Genomic DNA, 18866 nt, shown 5'->3' with positions numbered 1-18866 from the left:
AAGAGCTGAGGCACCGCCACGGCAGGTGACGGTGCCTCAGCTCTTGACTCACGTCAGGCGTAGTGGCGGTAGACGGCCTCGGCCACGCAGGCCGGCTTGTCGCTGCCCTCGACCTCGACGGTGAACGTCAGGGGCATCTGCACGCCGTTGCCCTTGACCTCCTCCACCGTGCCGACGACGCCGTGGAGGCGGATCTTCGCGCCGACGGGGACGGGGCTGGGGAAACGGACCTTGTCCAGGCCGTAGTTGACGCTCATCCGCATGCCGGTGATGCCGAGCAGCTCGCCGAAGAGCGGGATGATGAGGGAGAGCGTGAGGTAGCCGTGGGCGATGGGGCCGCCGAAGGGCCCGTCCTTGGCCTTCTCCGGGTCTGTGTGGATCCACTGGTGGTCGTCGGTGGCGTCGGCGAAGGTGTTCACCCGGTCCTGGGTGATCTCCCGCCATTCGGTGCGGCCGAGGTCGGCACCGCTGAGGGACATGAGGCCGTCGAGGCCGTGGGCGACGGTGGGCATGAGGGTTCCTTTCGAGGGGACAGGCAGCGATCGGTCGTGTCTGAGTCGTCTGTCACCGGTGGGGGCGCTCGGCCGGACCGGTGCCGTAGGTGTCGCGCACGGCGGGCTTGATGATCTTCCCGGAAGCCGTACGGGGCAGGGACTCCGTCACGACGAGGGACCTGGGGATCTTGTACTTGGCGAGCCGGCCCCGCAGATGCCCGAGGATGTCCTCCTCGTCCGCGCGGGCGTCGGGCCGAAGGACGACGACGGCACGGCCGACCTCCCCCCAGACCGGGTCGGGCACACCGATGACCGCGCACTCGGCGACGGCCCCGTGGGTGAGGAGCGCGTCCTCGACCTCGGCCGGGTAGACGTTCTCGCCGCCCGAGACGAACATGTCCTTGGCCCGGTCGACCAGGTAGGCGTACCCGTCGGCGTCGGTGCGGGCGATGTCGCCGGTGCGCAGCCAGCCGTCGGTGAAGGCGGCCTCGGTGTCCTCGGGCCGGCCCCAGTAGCCGGTCATGACGTGGGGGCCGTGGACGAGGATCTCGCCGCGCTCTCCGGGTCCGGCCTCGCTGCCGTCGGGCAGCACCACACGCGTGTCGGTGAAGAAGTGCGGCACCCCCGCGGAACCGGCCTTGGCCGAGGTCTGCTCCCGGTCCAGGTAGAGCACCCCGGGGGACGCCTCGGTCATGCCGTACCCCTGGCTGAAGGCCAGCCCGCGGGCGAGGTACGTGGCGATGGTGCGCGCGGGCACGGGTGCGCCGCCGCAGTTGAGGGTGCGCAGGCTGGACAGGTCCGTCGTCGCCCACCGGGGCTGTGCGGCCATGGCGTCGTACATGGTGGGGACGCCGAACATGTACGTCACGCGCTTGCGCTCGACGGTCTCCAGTACGCGCTCGGCGTCGAAGGCGCCGAGCAGCACCACCCGGCCGCCCTTGAGGAGGGTGGGCAGGCACGTCATGTTGAGGCCGGCGGTGTGGAACAGCGGCGCCACGACCAAAGTCACCTCGTCGCCGGCCAGATCGGTGTCGACCAGGACGTTGACGCTGTTCCAGGTGATGTTGGCGTGGGAGAGGACCGCGCCCTTGGGGCGGCCCGTGGTGCCGGAGGTGTACATGATCATGCAGGGGTCCTCCGGCGCCACGGTCTCGTCCAGTGGTCCGGTCGCTCCGTGGGCGAGCAACTCCTCGTAGCCGAGGGCGCCTTCGCCGGGCCCGTCGAGCGCGATGCGGTGCGGAACCCGGGCCTCCTCGGCCGCGGCGCGGGCGGCCTGGGCCTGCTCCGGCGCGTGGACGAGCACGGTGCTGCCCGAGTCGACCAGGTTGTACGCCAGCTCCGGGGCGGCGAGCCGGGTGTTCAGCGGGACGAAGACCGCCCCGAGCGCCCCGGCGGCGAACAGCGTCTCCAGGAACGCCGGATGGTTGGGGCCCAGATACGCGACCCGGTCCCCGTGTCCGATGCCCAGGGCGCGCAGGGCGTGGGCGAGGCGCAGCACGCGCCGGTGCAACTCGCCGTAGGTCAGGGTGTGTTCGTCGTGGACGACGGCGACGCGGTGGGGCGTCTTGCGGGCCCGGCGGGCCGGCCACGAACCGATGCCTTGGTTCAACACGAACGGCTCCTTCAGTCCGTGAGCAGACCGAGCAATCGGGCGGCGTTCTCCTTGAGGATCTTCGGCCGGACCTCGGGCTTGATGTCGAGCCCGTCGAAGTCCGCCAGCCACCGGTCGGGCGTGATGACGGGGTAGTCGGAGCCGAAGAGGACCTTGTCCTTGAGCAGGGTGTTGGCGTAGCGCACGAGCTGCGGCGGGAAGTACTTCGGCGACCAGCCGGACAGGTCGATGTACACGTGCGGTTTGTGCGTGGCCACCGCCAGGGCCTCGTCCTGCCAGGGGAAGGACGGGTGGGCGAGGATGATCCGCAGCTCGGGGAAGTCGACGGCGACGTCGTCGACCAGCATGGGGTCGGAGTACTTCAGCCGGATGCCGCCGCCGCCCGGGACACCTGCGCCGATGCCGGTCTGGCCGGTGTGGAACAGCGCGGGGACGCCGAGTTCCTCGATGGCCTCGTACAGCGGATAGGCGAGCCGGTCGTCGGGGGAGAACGCCTGGATGCTGGGGTGGAACTTGAACCCGCGTACGCCGTGGTCCGCTACCAGGCGCCGGGCCTCCCGGACCCCCGCGCGTCCCTTGTGCGGGTCGATGCCGGCGAACGGGATCAGGACGTCGGCGTGGGCCGCGCAGTTCTCCGCTATCTCCTCGTTGGAGATCCGCGGGTGCCCGGTGGCGTGTTCGGCGTCGACGGTGAACACCACGGCCGCCATGCGGCGTTCGCGGTAGTGGTCGGCCATCTCGTCGATGGTCGGCTGCCGGTGACCGTGGGCCTTGAAGTACTTCTCCGAGGCGCCGAACAACTCCGGGCTCAGCGCCCCGTGACCGTCCTTGGAGATCTCCGCGTGGGTGTGCACGTCGATGGCGGTCAGCCGGTCGAGGTCGAGCGCGAGGTCGCCCATCTCACGCCTCCGGGGCCTTGGGCGCGGGGATGCCGTAGGTCTCGGGCTCGGCGCCGACACCACCCGGCCAGTGATCGGCGATCGCGTCGGCGCTCCAGCCGCCGTCGGCGAAGGCGACCGCCTTCTCCTTCGGGTGCGCCCACAGCGCCAGCCTGTCGCCGCCGATGCCGATCGCCTGGCCGGTCACCGATGCGGAGGCGTCGGAGGCCAGGAAGGTGATCAGGGAGGCGACGTCCTCGACGGTGCCGAGGCCCTCGTCCTTGCGCAGCCAGTCCGGCAGCGGCTTGCCGGTGCGCTCGGCCTCCTCGATGACGGGCGCGAACGCCGGGATGGTCTTGGTCATCTCGGTGGCTGCGACGGGCACGACGGCGTTGACGGTGATGCCCGCGCGGCCCAGCTCCATGGCCCAGGTCCGGGCCATGGCGACGATGCCCGCCTTGGCCGCGGCGTAGTTGGTCTGGCCGAAGTTGCCGCGCTGGCCGGCCGGCGAGGAGATCAGCACGAGCCGGCCACCCGTGCCCTGCTCCCGCATACGGACGGCCGCCGCCCGGGCGCAGGTGAACGTGCCGCGCAGATGGACGCGGACGACGGCGTCGAAGTCGTCGTCGGTCATCTTCCACAGCACACGGTCGCGCAGGATGCCCGCGTTGGTGACGAGCACGTCCAGCCGCCCGAACTCACCCACCGCCGTGTCCACCAGCCGCTGGGCCGTCTCGCTGTCGCCCACCGCCGCGACCACACCGGTCGCCGTGCCGCCCAGCGACGTGATCGAGTCGACGGCGGCGTCGACGACGGCCCGGTCGACGTCGTTGACGACGACGGCCGCGCCGGCCGCGGCGAGGGCCCGGGCGTACGCAAGGCCGAGACCGCGTCCACTGCCGGTGACGACGGCGACTTTGCCCTGAAGGTCCATGAGAGGTGCCTCTCGTAGGTGCGAGAAAGAGGGAAAAGGGGGTGTCGACGGGCCGGCACATGCCGGGATCGACAGGAATCCTGATGAATGCAGTCTGGGGATCAACAGGATTCCTGTCAACGGCCTAGAGTGGGCCGGGCCGCCACCCGGCGGCGCCCGGCGCAGGGTCACGCACCCTGCGGACATCCGCCGTCGCGAAAGGCTGAACGTGAGCGCCTCACTGCTCTACCTGGTCAAGAGAACGGAGCTGGCGGTGCGCGCCCGCCTGGACGAGCTGCTCAAGCCCGCCGGCATCACGGCGCTGCAGTACACCGCCCTCACCGTGCTGGAGCGGCACGACGGCATCTCCGCGGCGCAGCTCGCCCGGGACTCCTTCGTCACCGCCCAGTCCATGGCCGACATGGTCCGCGCGCTGGATAGCCGCGGCCTGATCCACCGCGAGCCCAACCCCGCCAATCGCCGCGAACGCCTCATCCTGCTCGCCGCCCCGGGGCGGCGGCTGCTCGCCGAGTACGCCGAACCGGCGCGCCGGCTCGAGGAGTCGATGGTCGCCGACCTGAACCCGGAGCAGATCGCCACGTTCCGCGAGGCGCTGAACGCGGCGTGGCGATCGCTGTCCTAGGTGGGCGGTTCGGGGGGCGCTACTTCAGCGCGTACATGCGGATGACGACGGCGTCGTCGCCGTCCGGGCGGGCGAGGCCGACGAAGACCGTCTCCGCGAGCCAGCGGTGGGCGGGGGCGTCCGTGCGGAAGACCGGGGACGTGCGGTAGTAGTGACCGGCCTCGGAGACCTGCACGTCCCCGTCGAACTGGTCCGGGGCGTCCGGCCTGGGCCGGTAGTAGCCGCGGTTGACGATGTCGATCACGGCGCCGTCCTCCGCCTGGATCAGATAGCGGGCCTCCAGCTCGCAGACCTCCCCGCGGGTGCTGCTCCAGTCGCCTCCGCCGGGAAGGACCGTCCCGCGCAGCCGGGGGCCGTCCACGCTGCCCCCGACGATGGGGGTGAACTCGGTGACCTCGCCGTCACCGTGGCCGATGTGCAGGGTGTCGGACACCTCGGCGCGGATCTCGAAGACGAACTCGAGGGCGGGTGTGAAAGGCATGGCGGTTCTCCGCTTCGGTGAGGGTTGATGCGCGAGACGGTCACGTCTTGCTCTTGACGCGTTAGCTCACCAGATGCCAGCGTGAGATGCAACAGCGTTATATGACGTTCGTTTACGACAGCTCGTCGACGTTCTCAGGCCTCCCAGGCGTTCTCAGGCGTTCCCCCATGTCGAGCGTCCCCCACCCCCACCCCTCCTCCTTCTCACTCCTCTCGGCAAGGAGCATCAGCCATGGCTGCGAAAAAATCGGTGCTGACGGTGCTCACGAGCGTGGGACTGCTGGCCGCCACGGCCTGCACCGGCTCGTCGAACGGCAGCGGCCGGGCACCCACGCCCGGCCGTCTCACCACCTCCACCACCCCCGGCAGCTCCGAGCTGGACCGCGTGACCTGGGCACTGCCCTACGGAGAGCCGACGACGCTGGACCCCGCCAAGATCGGCGACTACTCGCCCCAGACGGTCGAGGCCAACCTCTGCGACACCCTGACCCGGATGAACGCGGACTTCTCCCTGAGCCCCGGGCTCGCCCGGAAGGTCACCTGGACCGACGACCGCACCCTCGTGCTCGACCTGCGCTCCGACGTCGAGTTCTGGGACGGCGAGCCCATGACACCCCAGGACGTGATCCACAGCCTGGAGCGGCAGCGGAACCCCAGAACCCAGGCCCTGTACGGCAACTACCTGGCCTCCGTGACGTCGATCCGGGCCACCGGCCCCCACCAGGTCACCCTGCGCACCAAGGGCTACGACCAGACACTCACCAAGGCCCTGTCCACGTCGTTCGGCGCGGTCAGCGAGAAGACGTACACCGAGAAGGCCGGCCCCGCCTACGGAACGGCGAAGGGCGGCCTCATGTGCACGGGCCCCTTCAAGCTCGGGTCATGGAAGTCCGGCGGCAGCATCACGCTGGAACGCAACGACGCCTACTGGGACACCGGGCTGAAGCCCAAGGCGCGCCAGGTCGAGTTCCGGTTCATCACCGACAACAACACACTGACCGGCGCGCTGCTGTCCGGTGAGGTGGACGGCACCTACGAACTGCCGCCCAGCAGCGCGACCGCGCTCGGCAAGGCCGACAGCGGCACCGTGTATCTCGGCCCCTCGACGCAGAACGTTCTGCTGATCCCCGGCCACGCCGACTCGCCCGCCGCCGACCGCAGACTGCTGGACGCCCTGTCCCTGGTCATCGACCGCGACGCCCTGATCAGGAACGTCTTCGGCGGTGACGCCACCACCCTGAAGTCGCTCGTCCCGCCGCTGACCTGGCGCGGGGACAGGGCCGCCGCCCAGTTCGACGCCGCCTACGCGGCCCTGCCCGCCGTCCCCGAGCCGGACGAGCGGAAGGCGAAGCGACTGGTCGCCGAGGCCGGTCCCGTCCCGCGTCCGCTGGTGGCCGCCATCCCCGCCGGTGACCAGCGCGGACTCCAGGCACTGACGTTCATCCAGGCCGCGGCCGACAGGATCGGTGTCGCCATCGAGATCAAGCAGCTCCAGCCCGCCGAGATGTCCTCGCTCTTCTACGACCCCTCCGTCCGCGAGGGACTCGACCTCATCCTCACCTTCGGATACGTCACCATGCCGGACCCGTCGTCCTACGTCGCCGAGATGGTCGACCCGCGTGGCATCTTCAACTGGACCCACTACGACAACCCCGAGGTGACCCGGCTGCTCGACCGGGCCCGCACCTCCTCCGACCCCGTGGCGTCCGCCCAGGCGTACGGCGAGGCCCAGGCCCTCTTCACCCCCACCGTCCCCGCGGTGTACCTCGCCACCACGCACGAGCGGATGTTCATGAACAAGCGCCTCAGCGGCGCCCCGGCCTCCTTCGCCTACATGGGCATGCCGTGGGCCGCCCACCTCGGCGGTACCGACAAGTGACCGCGACCCCTTCGCATCAGGAGACGACGATGACCGACGCCCCGGCCGACACCCCGCTGTGGGACCGCCCGGCCGCCGACCTGGCCGCCGGAATCCGCGCCAAAGCCTTCTCGGCGACCGAGGTCGCAGAGGCGTTCCTCGCGCGCATCGAGGCGACCAACCCGGCGCTCAACGCCCTCGTGGACATCCGGCCCGAGGAAGCCCTCGCCCAGGCCGCGGCCGCCGACGCCGCGGTCGTCGCGGGCGGGGACCTGCCGCCGCTGCTCGGCGTCCCGGTCTCCACGAAGATCAACACCTCGCAGCGCGGATACGCCAGCTCGCACGGCGTCCCGGCCTGGGCCGGCGCCGTCGCCCAGGAGGACGCCGTCTGCGTCGCCGCACTGCGCGAGGCCGGAGCGACCCTGATGGGCCGCAGCAACAGCCCCGCCTTCGCCGTGCGCTGGTTCACCGCCAACGACCTGCACGGCAGGACCCTCAACCCGTGGCATCCCGGCCACACGCCCGGCGGCTCCTCCGGCGGTGCCGCCGCGGCCGTCGCCGCCGGCATGACCCCCCTCGCCCAGGGCAACGACATCGGCGGTTCCGTCCGCTTCCCGGCCTACTGCTGCGGCGCCGTGGGGCTCCGCCCCACCATGGGCCTCGTCTCCGGGGTCGAACCGCGCGGCGCCGTCGAGTTCGACAGCCCCCTGTCGTTCCAGACCATGGCGGTCCACGGACCGATCGGCTGGACCGTCGACGACGTACGCCTCGGTCTGCACGCCATGGTGACGCCCGATCTGACCGACCCCGTGGGCCTTCCGGTGCGCCCGCCGCTGGGGGAGCCGCGCCGGGTGAAGGTCGCCCTCGTGCGCGCCGCCGGAACGGCCAAGCCCCACCCCACCGTGGACGCCGCCGTCGACGACGCGGCCCGCTGGCTCGCCGAGGCCGGCCACGAGGTGGAGGAGGTCGAGCTTCCCCTGCTCGGCGAGGCGGCCCGGCTGTGGTCGCTCCTGCTCTACCAGGAGCTGAAGACGATGATGTCCGAGATCGACCAGTTCGGTGACGACGGCGTACGCGTCTCCCTCACCTCCTCCTTCGCCGCCGCCGCGGAGATCTGGGGCGAACACCCCACCCTCACCGACTACATCCGCGGCTACGCCCGCCGTGGCACCCTCATCAGCCGCCTCCAGCAGTTCCTGGGCCATGACCGGATCGTGCTGACGCCGGTCACCGCCGAGCCGCCGTTCGAGCAGGACGCGGACCTCGCCGGCGACACCCGTGTCGGTGAGCTGTTGGCCGCGCAGTGGCCGATGCAGGCGGTCCCGGTGCTCGGGTTCCCGGCCGTCTCCGTGCCCACCGGGCTGCGCGACGGGCTGCCGTCGGGCGTGCAGCTGATCGGCGGACGCTTCCAGGAGGACCTGCTGCTGCACGTCGCCACCGCGATCGAGTCCCGCGCCCCGCGCAGCCGGCCGACCCTCTCCTGGGCCCGCACCGGCTGACCACCCGCTCCCGAACGCATCGATGGCGTGCCCCGGCAGTCTCGACAGACTGCCGGGGCACGCCGTTTCGCTCTGCCCGGCCTGGGGCGGCTTCGCCCAACGGGCCTCAGGCGGCAGCCGTATTCGCCCTTCTGCGCGGTGTCCACCCCGGCTTGGGTATGGCGGCGATGAGGCGCTGGGTGTAGGGGTCCTGGGGGTCGTCGAGGACGCTCCCGACCGGGCCGTGTTCGACGACTCTTCCGGCCCGCATCACCAGCACGTCGTCGCTGATGTGCCGGACGGCCCCGAGGTCGTGGGTGATGAACAGCAGGGCGGTTCCGGTGTCCGCGCGGATGCGGGCGAGCAGGGCCAGGATCTGGGCCTGGATGGACACGTCCAGGGCCGCGATGGCCTCGTCGAGGATCAGCACCCGCGGTTCGGTGGCCAGAGCGCGGGCGATGGCGACGCGCTGGCGCTGTCCGCCGGACAGCGCCCTGGGCAGGGAACGCGCCTGCCGGTCGTCCAGCCCCACCATGTCGAGCAGTTCGGCCACGCGGGCCCGGAGCCGGTCCGCGGGCAGTCGCCGGTGCAGCGCGACCGCCTCGGCGACGGCGTCACCGACGCGCTGACGCCGGTCGAGGGAGGAGTAGGGGTCCTGGAAGACCATCTGGATCTGCTGGCCCCGGGCGCGGCGCTCGCCCGGCTTCGACCGCCGGGGCCCGCGCTCTTCGCCCGCGACGACGATGTGTCCGCCGCTGGGCTTCTCCAGTCCGGCGATCATGCGGGCGGTGGTCGTCTTGCCGGACCCCGACTCCCCGACGATCGCCAGGGATCCCCGCGCCGGCAGCGAGAACGTCACGTCCTCCACGGCGACGAAGTCACCGAACTCCTTGCGCAGATTGCGTATCTCAAGCATGCTTTCCGGCCTCCTCGGGGGTGACGGCATGGGGGAAGTGACAGGCCGCCGTCGCGTCACCGGTGGAAGTCGGCTGCGGCCGGTCGGTGCGGCACAGATCCTGGACGCGGGGACATCGGTCGCCGAACGCGCATCCCTCGGGCACCTCGAATCCCGACAGGGGCCTGCCGGGGATGGACCGCAGCGTCGCGCCCTTGTCGGAGAGCGAAGGCCGTGAGGCGAGCAGGGCGCGCGCGTACGGATGGGCGGCACCTCGGCGCAGTCGGTCCGCGGGGAGTTCCTCCACGGTCGTGCCCGCGTACATCACGGCCACCCGGTCGCACACGGCGGCCGCGAGTTCCAGGTCGTGGGTGATGAACAGCAGGGCGAGCCCTCGGGCTTCGCGGGCTTCTGTGATGATGGCCATCACCTCCTCCTGCGTGGTCACGTCGAGCGCGGTGGTCGGTTCGTCGGCGAGCAGCAGGCGCGGCTCGGCGGCCAGCGCGGCGGCGATCATGACGCGTTGGAGCAGGCCGCCCGACAGTTCGTGCGGCCGCTGCCGCATACGCCGGTCGGCGTCGGGGATGCCGACTTCCCGCAGGATGCCCACGACCTTCCGGGTCGCCTCGGCGGCAGGGACACCGCGTGCGGTGGTCAGCCCCTCGATGAGGAAGTCCCCGACGCTGCGGGCCGGATTGATGTGGGCCCGGGGGTCCTGGAACACCATGGCGACCTCGGAGGCGCGGAAGGCACGCAGGCGTTCGGGCCGCATCGCCGGGACGGACTCCCCGGCGAACAGCACGTCCCCGCCGATACGGGCGCTGCCGGGCAGCAGGCCCATCACGGAGCGTGCCGTCAGGGACTTGCCGGACCCGGACTCGCCCACCAGGGCGATTGCCGATCCCTCGGGGATGCTCACGTCGGCGCGGTGGACGACGGTCCGCAGGGCCCCGTCGAGGGGCAGGTCGATGCGCAGTGCGTCGATGTGGAGCAGGGGAGTCGGGCTCATGCGTGCTCTCCGAGCAGACGTCGGGACAGTCCCGTACCGAGCAGGTTGAACGCGACGACGACGGTCAGGACGGCGAGGCCCGCGTACAGCGACTGCTGCGGCCGGCCGGCCAGGATGGACGGGGCTCCGTTGGCCACCATCAGCCCCCACTCCGGGTCCGGAGGCTGACTGCCGAGGCCGAGGAACGAGATCGCGGCCACGTCGAGCAGGGCGTATCCGAAGCCGATGGTGGCCTGGACGAGGACGAGCGGCAGCAGGTTCGGCAGCAGATGCCGGAGCCAGATGCGGGCGGTGGGCGCGCCGAGGAGCTGGAGCGCGGAGACGTAGGGCAGGTGCCGTTCCTTGACCGCGGCGGCGCGGACGACCCGGGTGATCAGGGGGAGGTAGGCGATCGACAGGGCGACGACCGGTGCGGTGAGCCCGGCGCCGAAGACGGCGGCGACGAGGACGGCCATGATCAGCCCGGGGAAGCCGAACACGATGTCCAGGGCGCCCGAGACCAGCCGGTCGAGCCGGCCGCCGAACCATGCCCCGGCCAGCGCCAGGAAGGTGCCGAGCGTGGTGGACACGGCGATCACCACAGCGGGGGCGGCGAGGCTCGCACGGGTGCCGGCGATCAGCCGGGACAGCAGGTCGCGCCCCGTGTCGTCCGTCCCCAGGAGATGGGAGGCGGTCGGCCCGGCGTTCACGTTCAGCGGGTCGACGGCGTGCGGGTCGTGCGGGGCGAGCAGCGGACCGAGCACGGCGAGCAGGACGAACACGCCGACGACACAACCCGCACCGAGCGTCAGGTGGTCGCGGGGGCGTGTGGTCCGCCGCTCGCGCGCGGTACGGGAGAAACGGGAGAACAGGGCGGCGGTCATCGCAGGCCCCCCTTCTGTGCGGTTCGCGGGTCGAGGACGGCGCTGACCAGGTCGACGGTGGTGTTGATGACGACGAACACGACCACGAAGATCAGCGACACGGCCTGGACCACGGCCATGTCCTGCTTGGCGGCGGCCTCGATCATCAGGGCGCCGAGCCCTCCCGTGCCGAACGCCTGCTCGGCAACGGCCGCGGTGGCGATGAGGCCCGCGATGCCGACGCCGGAGACCGCGAAGACGGGTCCTGAGGCGTTGTGCAGCACATGCCTCCTGATCACCGTCCATTCGGGTACGCCGCGACTGCGTGCCGTCTCCACGTGCTCCGAGCGCATCTCCGCTCGCACCGCGGTCCTGGTCACCTGGGCGACGTATCCGATCCAGGTCATCGCCAGGGCGACGGCGGGCAGTGTCAGATGCGTCAGGGTGCCGGTGAAGCCCTCGCCTGAGCCGTAGACCGGGAACCAGGGCAGCTTGACGGCGAAGAGCCAGATGAGCAGCACGGACATGACGAAGGTCGGCACCGCCATCGCCCCCGCGGTCACGGTCGTGGCCAGCGCCTCGATCCGGCCGCCGCGCAGAGCGGCGACGGTCCCGATGACGGTGCCGACGGCGAGGACGAGCACGGCCGCGTAGGCGACGAGCGCGAGGGTGTCTCCCGCGCGGGCGCCGATGAGGCCGGCGACGGAGTCGCGGTAGACCAGCGACTTCCCGAAGTCGCCCCGCAGACAGTTGCCGAGCCAGTGCCAGTAGCCCTGCACGAACGGATCGTCCAGGTGGTACTCCCGGTGGATCTGCGCCAGTACAGCGGGGTCGGGGTCGCGGCTGCCGCCGACGAGCAGCGTGGCGGGGTCACCGGGCGTCAGGAACATCGCGCCGTAGATGGCCAGGCTGGACATGAGCACGGTCACGACGAGCATGCCCGCCCGGGTGGCGACGTAGCGAAGGCTCATCGCGGATCACTTCCCCGGCTCTTCGCCGCTCGCGGGCAGCACGGTCAGACTCAGACGGGAGGGGTGGGAGGAGCCGGTCCGCAGTGTCTGCAGGCCGGCCTTCGGGGTGGTGGTCAGCCATGGGCTCTGGGTGGAGCCGGAGTTGGGCAGGTGGTTGGGGAAGTCGCTGGACGCGATCATCAGCGCGAGACGGTGGCCCGGTCGCAGGCGGTAACCGGTGTGGCCGAGGGCGATCCGCACCTCCCCGGGCCTGTCGGCCTGGGCGCAGCCGCGCACGATCAGCCGCGCCGTCCCGTCCGGCGCCAGGTCCAGGAGGCGGACGAAGACGTCGTACGTCGGTGTCGTGCTCTCCACGTGCAGCATCGCGTGGATCGGGCCGGCGAGGTCGAGCGGCCCGTCCGGGACAGGGCCGGTGAACACCAGGACGTCGTCCCGGTCGAGGGTGCGGCGCTCGTCGGCGTGGTCGCGCAGTTGCGCGAAGGTGTCGGCCGCCGCGGACGGCACGAGATCGTCCGGGTCGTAGCGCCATCGCACCGACTCCGTGCCGTCGGCCGGGTGCCGGGCGAGCGTTCCGCCGGGGACCGGGCCGGCCGCGGCGGACGCCTGAGCGAGGTACAGCTCGGTCGGCGTGGCCTCGGGCGGCGGCCAGGCGGACGCCGTGCGCCAGCCCACGTGGCCGAGCTTCCACCGCACCCGGGGCAGCGACTCGGGCCGTGCGACGCCCTTGAGGAAGACGTCGAAGAACTCGACGGCGGGGCCCGTGTAGGAGTCGAGCATGCGCTCCAGGGCGGTGTCGTCGAGCTGGTGGTCGGCGTCCGGCGGGACCGGGGCGTCCTCCAGGAAGTAGTTCTCGTGGTCGATCGTGTCGGCGATCAGATACTGCACGGCCGCCCAGCCGGGGCGCCGGGCCAGCTCGGTGACGTCGCGCATATGGGCGATGCCGAGATTGTCGAACCAGCCGACGCAGTGCAGGACGGGTACCGGCCGCGCGTCGTAGGGGTGGGGGCCGTTGTACGGGGCGAGCGGGATGCCACCGACGATGAGGTCGAAGCCGGCCGAGCGCTTGCCGATCGCGGTGAACGCCTCCTCGTACGCCGCGAGGACAGGCCGCCGGGTCAGGTCGACGTCGAACTCGAAGCTGTCGTGGTCCGTCCAGACCTGCGCCTGATACGTCGTCCCCTCCAGCCACGGGGGCTGCGGGCCGGAGCCGGGGTCGTAACTCGCGATGCCCGGGCCGTTGTTGGTGCAGGTCACCCGGGGGACGATGGCGCGCAGGGCGGGGTGCTGGGCGGCCACCGCCGACCACTGGGTGAAGCCGTAGTACGAGTCGCCGAACATGCCCACGATCCCGTCGGACCAGGGCTGACGGGTGATCCACTCGATGGTGTCGTACCCGTCGTCCACCTCTCCGGTCCAGCCCAGCGTCCGGCCCTGCGAGCGGAACTTGCCGCGGACGTCCTGGACCACCACCACATAGCCGCGGGCCGTGAACCGCTCCGCGATCCGGTCGAAGAACACGTACCGGCTGTTCTTGTCGTAGGGCACCCGGGCCAGCACGGTGGGCGCCGGCACTCCCGGGTCGGCGCCGTACACATCGGTGGCCAGCAGCACGCCGTCACGCATGCGCACCCTGTGTTCCTGTGCTTGCGGAGGGACGGGCTCCGGTGTGACGCGTCGGACGGCAAGGCTCATGGGCCCTCCACGGAGGCGAGTCGCGAGAAACAACACTGTGATATAACAGCGTTGCATCTCCGCGAGTTCAGCGTCAACCCCCCTCTGAGCTAGGTTGCTTCCATGCCGATCGACGTCGACGAAGTCCAGCGCCGCAAGGCAATCGCCGAGGCGACCCTCGCCGTCGCCGCCCGGGACGGGGCTCGCGCCATCACCATCCGTGCCGTGGCCAAAGAACTCGGTGGATCCACCGCGATGGTCACCAACTACGTGCCGACGCGGACAGCGCTGATCACCAACGCCGTCCGCGCCGCCGAATCGCGGTGGCGGACCGACCTGGAAGCCCACCTGGGCGACCTGATCGGCGCCGACCGGCTGCGGGCCACGGTGGAATGGCACCTCAGCACCGAACCCGAGGACCTGCTGCTGCGCGCCCTGTGGGTCGAGATGCTCTCGTCGGCGCACGTCGACCCCAACGGCGTCGACCGCGACGAACCGCGTGAGGCACGCGAGGAGTTCCTCGACGCGTCCATCGCCGCGGGGGTGGCCGACGCCGATCTCGCCGCGGACGTCCTCTCCCTGCTGACCCGCGGCTACTACGTCTCCACCATGGAGGAGCCGGCCCACTGGACAGAGGAACGCACCCGCCGCGTGGCCCAGGCCGTGGTGAACGCCCTGATCGACAGGTGAGAGCCCGGCCGCTCCCCGATGGAGGGGGAGAGGCCGGGCTGACGGATCAGGGCGTCGGTCAGGGCAGTCGGTAGTCCGTGTTCAGGGCCGCGCCCGCCTCCGGGTGTGTCTGGTCGTAGCCACGGGCGTCGCACTGAAGCCCGCCCACGACACAGTGGTCCACCAGGGCCTTGAGCGTGCGCTCCTCCCACGCGTTGAAGAAGTCGTAGTGGAAGGAGTAGCCGCGGCCACTTGCCAGGCGCACCTGGCTCATGTCGCCGTTGACCGGGAAGGCCATCTTGAACTCGATCATCGGCAGGGCGACCGGGTGGTCGGCGGGGCACATGTTGTCGTTGGTGCCGGGCTTGACGACCGGGTAGGCCATGTGGCTCTTGTGGTCGGGAGTGTCGAGGTACTTGCCGTCCCAGCAACTGGGCGCCTGGAAGCGGATGTTGAGCTGTACGTCGGGCCGGTTCGGGCAGGTCGCCGGGAAGTCGGTGTTGAAGTAGCTGTCACCGCACTCCCAGCCCTCGACGAAGCCGCGGTGACGGCGGAACGCGTCGGCGCTCTGCATCGGATCACCCACGACGAACCGCAGGCCCTTGGGGAAGGGCCGCACGCTGGTGTAGTCGGTGACACCGGCCTTGTAGTAGATGGTCTGCGGGCCGACGGGCAGGATCTTCTGGTCGCCCTTGTACAGCGAGGGCATCCAGTAGCCGGAGGCGTCGGCGGGTGCCTTGCAGGTCGTGGCACCGCCGTAGAGGGAGGCGGTGGTGCTGCCGGCGTGGGTCGAGGTGTTGCCCATGAAGGTGTGGTCGTGGGACTTGCCCGGCTGGCCGGGGTACACGATCGGGTCGTCCGGGGCGGTGTGCGTCACCGAGCAGTTGGCCTGGAATTCGTGGAAGTAGCGCGTGGGCGGCGTGGCCGTGGACGGTGTGACGCCGGTGACCTGGGGTACCGCCGGGATGTAGCCGTCGCCGTCCGGGTCGTCGCCCGATGCCAGGGTGGACGCGGCAGCCGTGTGCCCGCTGTGCCCGACGGCCGACGCCGCGGGCGCCGCGACACCGCTGTCGGTGCCGGCGTGGGCGATGGTCCCGACGCCGAGGGCACTGGCCAGCAGCGCGCTGCAGAGGAGGAGTGCGGAGAGCGGTTTCGGACTCGATCTCATGGGATCTCCTGCCCGTGAGGTGGGAAGGTGCGGTGGGATCGTGCGGGGGCGGCGAGACCCGTCATGGGTTCCGCCACGCGTAGGGGGCGCAGCGTCAGCTGTAGATCCCCAGCTCGTGAAGGGAGTAGCCCCAGCCCGTGCCGCGCTGGGTCAGCTGCAGGCGCACATAGCGGGCTGTGGCCGAGACGTCGACGGTGTCGACGTCACCGTCCCCGGCGGCCGTCGAGTACACCGGACGCCAGTTGGTGCCGTCGTCCGAGACCCGTACCTCGTAGGACCGGGCATAGGCCGGATCCCAGACCAGTTGCAGCGTGCGCAGGGCTTTCGGCGCGCCCAGGTCCACCTGGAGCCACTGCGGGTCGCTCCAGTCGCTGGCCCAGCGGGTCTCGGCGCGGCCGTCGACGGCCAGCCCGGGGGCGCAGGGGCAGTCGCCGTAGGACTGCTGGAAGGAGGAGGCGGTCGCGGGCCGGTTCAACGCCAGGTTGGTGCCAGTCACGGGCGGGGCTACGACTCTGACGGACTCCGTCTCGATACCGGCGTTGCCGTGGCCGTCCTCCGCCTGGAGGTACACCTTCCACACGCCGAGCTTCTGGGGCGCGCTGACGGCGAAGGTCCCGTTGCCCGTCGAGCGCCACTGCGCCTCGACGAGCCGCTTGTCCCCGCTCGCGTAGTTGCCGCTGAGGAAGACCTTGTACCTGAGCGGGTCGCCCTCCGGGTCGCGGACGTCGGCGCGCACGGTGAACTCGCCGCCGGCCGCGGCGGAGGAGGCCGGGGAGACGGTCATGCCGCTGATGACCGGGGGAGTGTTCGCACCGCCCGTGGAGCCGGTGTACGCCCTCTTCACCGCGTAGTACGACAGCCGCTTCAGCCCGTCCGGCACCAGGTTGAACCAGACGCCGCCGAAGTCGTGCTCGGTGCCGTAGTGGAAGAGGGTGGCGCCCAGGGCCACGCCCCGGTGGCCGGTCACGCAGTTCCATGCGGCGGTGTACCCGTCCGCCTTCTGCACGTCCGTCGGCTCGTCGGGGATGCCGTTGGCGTCGTCGGGCACTTCCCACTCGCCGGGCGGCCCGGTCTCGGTGACGATGTAGGGCTTGGTGTAGCCCCCGTCGATCCAGTCCTGACGGACCTTGCACACGTTGCTGTAGCTGTTCATCGCGTACAGGTCGAGGTCGGGCGCGTTGCGCTTGTAGTACGGCCAGGCCCCCGTCCACGCGTCCGTGGAGGTGACCGGGTGGTCCGGGTCGATGCCGTGGATCTTCCTGGCGACGTCGTTGACGAAGCCGGTGTAGGCGTTGCGCTGGGCCTCCAGCTCGGTGCCGCTGTAGCAGTTCTGCAGTCCGAGGACCGACTCGTTGCCGACGTTCCACATCAGCGTCGCCGGATGACCTTTGTAGGCGTCCACCCACTTGGCGAACTCGGTGAGCGCGTTGCTCTTGTAGGCCGTGTCCGTCACATAGTTGACGCAGCCGCCGGCCCCCGGCCCGCCGCCCGGCTGCAGCCAGAAGCCGTTGATCACACGGATGCCGTTGGCCGCCGCGCTGTCCAGCAGCGCCCTGCTCGACGCGTCGGTTCCCCAGGTGCGGATCGTGTTGGCGCCCATGGCCCTGACATCCGGCAGGTACTTGGGCGCCTCGGAGATCGCCGGACCCCAGGTCACGCCCTTGACGGTGTACGGCTGGCCGCCCACGGTCAGACGCCAGTCGCCCTGCGTGCCCTGGACCTTGACGGCGCCCGAGGCGGGCGGCGTGGTGTCACCGGCGGAACCGTAGACCTGGAACTCCCACAGCGAGTACCCGTATCCGCCGGACCGGGCCAGGCCCTGCATACGGACGTAGCGGCCGGCTCCGGACACGGTGAGGTCGTCGGTGCCGCCGTCGCCGCCGGTCACCTTCCTCAAGGGGCGCCAGTCGGTGCCGTTGTCGGACGCCTGGATCTCGTAGTCCTTGCCGTAGGCCGACTCCCAGGTCAGGACGACGCGGCTGATGTTCGACGCCTGGCCCAGGTCGACCTGGAGCCACTGCTGGTCGCTCCACCGGCTGGCCCACCGGGTGCCGGTCAGGTTGCCGTCCACCGCCGCGGAGGGCGCGAAGCCGTCGCCCTCCTGCGAGGAGGCGGTGGCCGGCCTGCCCTGTGACAGGAGGGTGTCGGCCGCCTGTGCGTTCGGAGCGGTGGCGACGGTGAGCGAGGACGCGAGGAGGGCGCCGAGGGCGAGCAGAGTCGCGCCCGCGCGGCGAGGGGCCGGGCGGGGCGGGGAGGGGGGTCTGGGCACGGGAGCTCCTGACGGGGCGGGCGGGCGAAGGGAGTCGTTGCCGGTCGTTGCCGAGAAACCTCTGTGGGAGAGCGCTCTCCGAGCCACACCATGCCCTCAGGTCATGTCACGGTCAAGACGATGGACGCACTTTCCTTTCAACTTGACTTAAGCCTTTGGCTCGCATGTATCGAGGGCGTATCGAAAACCGGATACGCCTCCGCAACGGCCCTTCGTCTCCCATGGAGGCATGAATCACGACGCATCCCAGTCGGCACCGCCCCGCCCCACGCGCAGGATCGTGCTCCTCGGCGTGGTGACGCTCGGCCTGGCGTACGCCGCGTACGTCATGCGCCGGCCGCTCATGATGTCCGCCCCGCGGTGCATGGCGGGGCGGTGGCACGGCTGCCTCGACACGTTCAACGGCGTGGTGCTCATGACGCTGGTCACGCTGCCCCTGGCCGCGCTGGTGGCGTGGGCGCTGGCGCGCCGTCGGCGGGCCGCCGGTGTCGCATCGGCGGGGCGGATCTCGCTGGCCGAGGTGGGCATGGTCCACGGGACGGTGCCGTTCCTGTGGCTGACCCTGATGCCGGGCGCCGGAGCCGGCACCGTCCCGGCCCGGGTGAGCCTGGTACCGCTGCGGGACCTGGTCACGATGGGGTCGCTCGGGATCGTCGGCAACCTGCTGGTCTTCGCGGCCCTGGGGTTCTTCGCCCCGATACGGTTCGCGGCGGCGGCGTCCTTGCCGCGCGTCCTGGCCCTCGGAGCGGGCTGCTCGGTCCTGGTCGAGACCGCGCAGTACGTCCTGCAACTGGACCGGGTGTCCTCCGTGGACGACGTCCTGGTCAACGCCGTCGGCGCCGTGCTGGCCGCGCTGGCGTCGCGCCGCTGGTGGCGCACCACGGCAGAAGCGCCGCCGGAGCGGACTCGCCCCGCGCCGGCACCGGTGGCCTGACCCGCGCGGGCACCGGTGGCCTGACCCGCGCCGGCTCCGGTGGCCTGAGGTGCGGGCCGGTGTGGACACCGGTCCGCACATG

At 71.2% G+C, this 18866-nt stretch carries 17 protein-coding genes; 5 read left to right on the top strand and 12 right to left on the bottom strand.

Features of this window, described 5'->3' with window-relative positions:
* Window positions 1–53: 53 nt before the first annotated feature.
* Genes ACIQ6Y_RS21225 through ACIQ6Y_RS21210 form a run of 4 tightly spaced genes read right to left on the bottom strand, consistent with a single transcriptional unit; the run spans window position 54 to window position 3918 of the window.
* Complete coding sequence (locus tag ACIQ6Y_RS21225) at window positions 54–512, bottom strand: MaoC family dehydratase (RefSeq protein WP_404041111.1); 459 nt, start codon at window positions 510–512, stop codon at window positions 54–56.
* Window positions 513–564: 52 nt separating this feature from the next.
* Entirely contained in the window at window positions 565–2106 is a 1542-nt protein-coding gene (locus ACIQ6Y_RS21220) for a long-chain fatty acid--CoA ligase (protein WP_404041108.1), read from the bottom strand.
* 11 nt (window positions 2107–2117) lie between these two features.
* Window positions 2118–3005 (bottom strand): amidohydrolase family protein, encoded by an 888-nt coding sequence (locus tag ACIQ6Y_RS21215; protein WP_404041105.1) that lies wholly within the window; start codon window positions 3003–3005, stop codon window positions 2118–2120.
* Between the two features lies 1 nt (window position 3006).
* The gene (locus ACIQ6Y_RS21210) at window positions 3007–3918 is read right to left on the bottom strand and encodes an SDR family oxidoreductase (protein WP_404041102.1); all 912 of its coding nucleotides are present in this window, start codon (window positions 3916–3918) and stop codon (window positions 3007–3009) included.
* Between the two features lie 208 nt (window positions 3919–4126).
* Here ACIQ6Y_RS21210 and ACIQ6Y_RS21205 point away from each other — a divergent pair, with 208 nt between their 5' ends.
* Entirely contained in the window at window positions 4127–4540 is a 414-nt protein-coding gene (locus ACIQ6Y_RS21205; protein ID WP_404041099.1) for a MarR family winged helix-turn-helix transcriptional regulator, read from the top strand.
* A gap of 19 nt (window positions 4541–4559) precedes the next feature.
* Here ACIQ6Y_RS21205 and ACIQ6Y_RS21200 read toward each other — a convergent pair whose 3' ends face one another.
* Window positions 4560–5021 carry a DUF3237 domain-containing protein gene (locus tag ACIQ6Y_RS21200; protein WP_404041096.1) on the bottom strand — a complete coding sequence of 154 codons (462 nt, stop codon included), beginning with the start codon at window positions 5019–5021 and terminating at the stop codon, window positions 4560–4562.
* 231 nt (window positions 5022–5252) lie between these two features.
* Between ACIQ6Y_RS21200 and ACIQ6Y_RS21195 the strand changes: the two genes are divergently transcribed.
* Both ACIQ6Y_RS21195 and ACIQ6Y_RS21190 read left to right on the top strand, forming a co-directional pair.
* Window positions 5253–6899, top strand: a complete 1647-nt coding sequence (locus ACIQ6Y_RS21195) for an ABC transporter substrate-binding protein (protein ID WP_404041093.1) — start codon at window positions 5253–5255, stop codon at window positions 6897–6899.
* Window positions 6900–6928: 29 nt separating this feature from the next.
* The gene (locus tag ACIQ6Y_RS21190; RefSeq protein ID WP_404041091.1) at window positions 6929–8377 is read left to right on the top strand and encodes an amidase; all 1449 of its coding nucleotides are present in this window, start codon (window positions 6929–6931) and stop codon (window positions 8375–8377) included.
* 106 nt (window positions 8378–8483) lie between these two features.
* On the opposite strand, the gene ACIQ6Y_RS21185 is transcribed toward ACIQ6Y_RS21190, so the two are convergent.
* The 5 genes from ACIQ6Y_RS21185 to ACIQ6Y_RS21165 are packed head-to-tail and all read right to left on the bottom strand — an operon-like array spanning window position 8484 to window position 13696.
* Window positions 8484–9272: an ABC transporter ATP-binding protein gene (locus ACIQ6Y_RS21185; protein WP_404041088.1), complete on the bottom strand. Its 789-nt coding sequence runs from the start codon at window positions 9270–9272 to the stop codon at window positions 8484–8486.
* Window positions 9265–10260, bottom strand: a complete 996-nt coding sequence (locus ACIQ6Y_RS21180) for an ABC transporter ATP-binding protein (RefSeq protein WP_404041085.1) — start codon at window positions 10258–10260, stop codon at window positions 9265–9267. Before ACIQ6Y_RS21180 ends, ACIQ6Y_RS21185 begins: the two co-directional genes overlap by 8 nt.
* Window positions 10257–11123: an ABC transporter permease gene (locus ACIQ6Y_RS21175; RefSeq protein ID WP_404041082.1), complete on the bottom strand. Its 867-nt coding sequence runs from the start codon at window positions 11121–11123 to the stop codon at window positions 10257–10259. Before ACIQ6Y_RS21175 ends, ACIQ6Y_RS21180 begins: the two co-directional genes overlap by 4 nt.
* The gene (locus ACIQ6Y_RS21170; RefSeq protein WP_404041078.1) at window positions 11120–12073 is read right to left on the bottom strand and encodes an ABC transporter permease; all 954 of its coding nucleotides are present in this window, start codon (window positions 12071–12073) and stop codon (window positions 11120–11122) included. The genes ACIQ6Y_RS21175 and ACIQ6Y_RS21170 overlap by 4 nt, the downstream gene beginning before the upstream one ends.
* A gap of 6 nt (window positions 12074–12079) precedes the next feature.
* On the bottom strand, window positions 12080–13696 hold the full coding sequence (locus ACIQ6Y_RS21165; RefSeq protein ID WP_404041543.1) for a CocE/NonD family hydrolase: 1617 nt from the start codon (window positions 13694–13696) through the stop codon (window positions 12080–12082).
* Between the two features lie 171 nt (window positions 13697–13867).
* Between ACIQ6Y_RS21165 and ACIQ6Y_RS21160 the strand changes: the two genes are divergently transcribed.
* Window positions 13868–14434, top strand: a complete 567-nt coding sequence (locus ACIQ6Y_RS21160; protein WP_404041075.1) for a TetR/AcrR family transcriptional regulator — start codon at window positions 13868–13870, stop codon at window positions 14432–14434.
* A 58-nt stretch (window positions 14435–14492) separates the two neighbouring features.
* On the opposite strand, the gene ACIQ6Y_RS21155 is transcribed toward ACIQ6Y_RS21160, so the two are convergent.
* Both ACIQ6Y_RS21155 and ACIQ6Y_RS21150 read right to left on the bottom strand, forming a co-directional pair.
* Window positions 14493–15581 carry a DUF1996 domain-containing protein gene (locus ACIQ6Y_RS21155; RefSeq protein WP_404041072.1) on the bottom strand — a complete coding sequence of 363 codons (1089 nt, stop codon included), beginning with the start codon at window positions 15579–15581 and terminating at the stop codon, window positions 14493–14495.
* A gap of 94 nt (window positions 15582–15675) precedes the next feature.
* Entirely contained in the window at window positions 15676–17850 is a 2175-nt protein-coding gene (locus ACIQ6Y_RS21150) for a discoidin domain-containing protein (protein ID WP_404041069.1), read from the bottom strand.
* Between the two features lie 229 nt (window positions 17851–18079).
* Here ACIQ6Y_RS21150 and ACIQ6Y_RS21145 point away from each other — a divergent pair, with 229 nt between their 5' ends.
* Window positions 18080–18784, top strand: a complete 705-nt coding sequence (locus ACIQ6Y_RS21145; protein WP_404041066.1) for a VanZ family protein — start codon at window positions 18080–18082, stop codon at window positions 18782–18784.
* The last annotated feature ends 82 nt before the right edge of the window (window positions 18785–18866 follow it).

Origin of the sequence: Streptomyces sp. NPDC096205 (genome assembly GCF_044763135.1) — a bacterium.
GTDB lineage: Bacteria > Actinomycetota > Actinomycetes > Streptomycetales > Streptomycetaceae > Streptomyces.
The sequence above is the reverse complement of the archived record's forward strand: the minus strand, read 5'-3'. Positions and strand labels throughout refer to the sequence as shown.

What these genes read in the sequence shown, in the direction of transcription:
- ACIQ6Y_RS21225 (WP_404041111.1), bottom strand. Translation starts at nt 512, where the DNA reads ATGCCCACCGTCGCCCACGGCCTCGACGGCCTCATGTCCCTCAGCGGT.
- ACIQ6Y_RS21215 (WP_404041105.1), bottom strand. Translation starts at nt 3,005, where the DNA reads ATGGGCGACCTCGCGCTCGACCTCGACCGGCTGACCGCCATCGACGTG.
- ACIQ6Y_RS21210 (WP_404041102.1), bottom strand. Translation starts at nt 3,918, where the DNA reads ATGGACCTTCAGGGCAAAGTCGCCGTCGTCACCGGCAGTGGACGCGGT.
- ACIQ6Y_RS21200 (WP_404041096.1), bottom strand. Translation starts at nt 5,021, where the DNA reads ATGCCTTTCACACCCGCCCTCGAGTTCGTCTTCGAGATCCGCGCCGAG.
- ACIQ6Y_RS21195 (WP_404041093.1), top strand. Translation starts at nt 5,253, where the DNA reads ATGGCTGCGAAAAAATCGGTGCTGACGGTGCTCACGAGCGTGGGACTG.
- ACIQ6Y_RS21190 (WP_404041091.1), top strand. Translation starts at nt 6,929, where the DNA reads ATGACCGACGCCCCGGCCGACACCCCGCTGTGGGACCGCCCGGCCGCC.
- ACIQ6Y_RS21185 (WP_404041088.1), bottom strand. Translation starts at nt 9,272, where the DNA reads ATGCTTGAGATACGCAATCTGCGCAAGGAGTTCGGTGACTTCGTCGCC.
- ACIQ6Y_RS21180 (WP_404041085.1), bottom strand. Translation starts at nt 10,260, where the DNA reads ATGAGCCCGACTCCCCTGCTCCACATCGACGCACTGCGCATCGACCTG.
- ACIQ6Y_RS21175 (WP_404041082.1), bottom strand. Translation starts at nt 11,123, where the DNA reads ATGACCGCCGCCCTGTTCTCCCGTTTCTCCCGTACCGCGCGCGAGCGG.
- ACIQ6Y_RS21170 (WP_404041078.1), bottom strand. Translation starts at nt 12,073, where the DNA reads ATGAGCCTTCGCTACGTCGCCACCCGGGCGGGCATGCTCGTCGTGACC.
- ACIQ6Y_RS21165 (WP_404041543.1), bottom strand. Translation starts at nt 13,696, where the DNA reads ATGCGTGACGGCGTGCTGCTGGCCACCGATGTGTACGGCGCCGACCCG.
- ACIQ6Y_RS21160 (WP_404041075.1), top strand. Translation starts at nt 13,868, where the DNA reads ATGCCGATCGACGTCGACGAAGTCCAGCGCCGCAAGGCAATCGCCGAG.
- ACIQ6Y_RS21155 (WP_404041072.1), bottom strand. Translation starts at nt 15,581, where the DNA reads ATGAGATCGAGTCCGAAACCGCTCTCCGCACTCCTCCTCTGCAGCGCG.
- ACIQ6Y_RS21145 (WP_404041066.1), top strand. Translation starts at nt 18,080, where the DNA reads ATGAATCACGACGCATCCCAGTCGGCACCGCCCCGCCCCACGCGCAGG.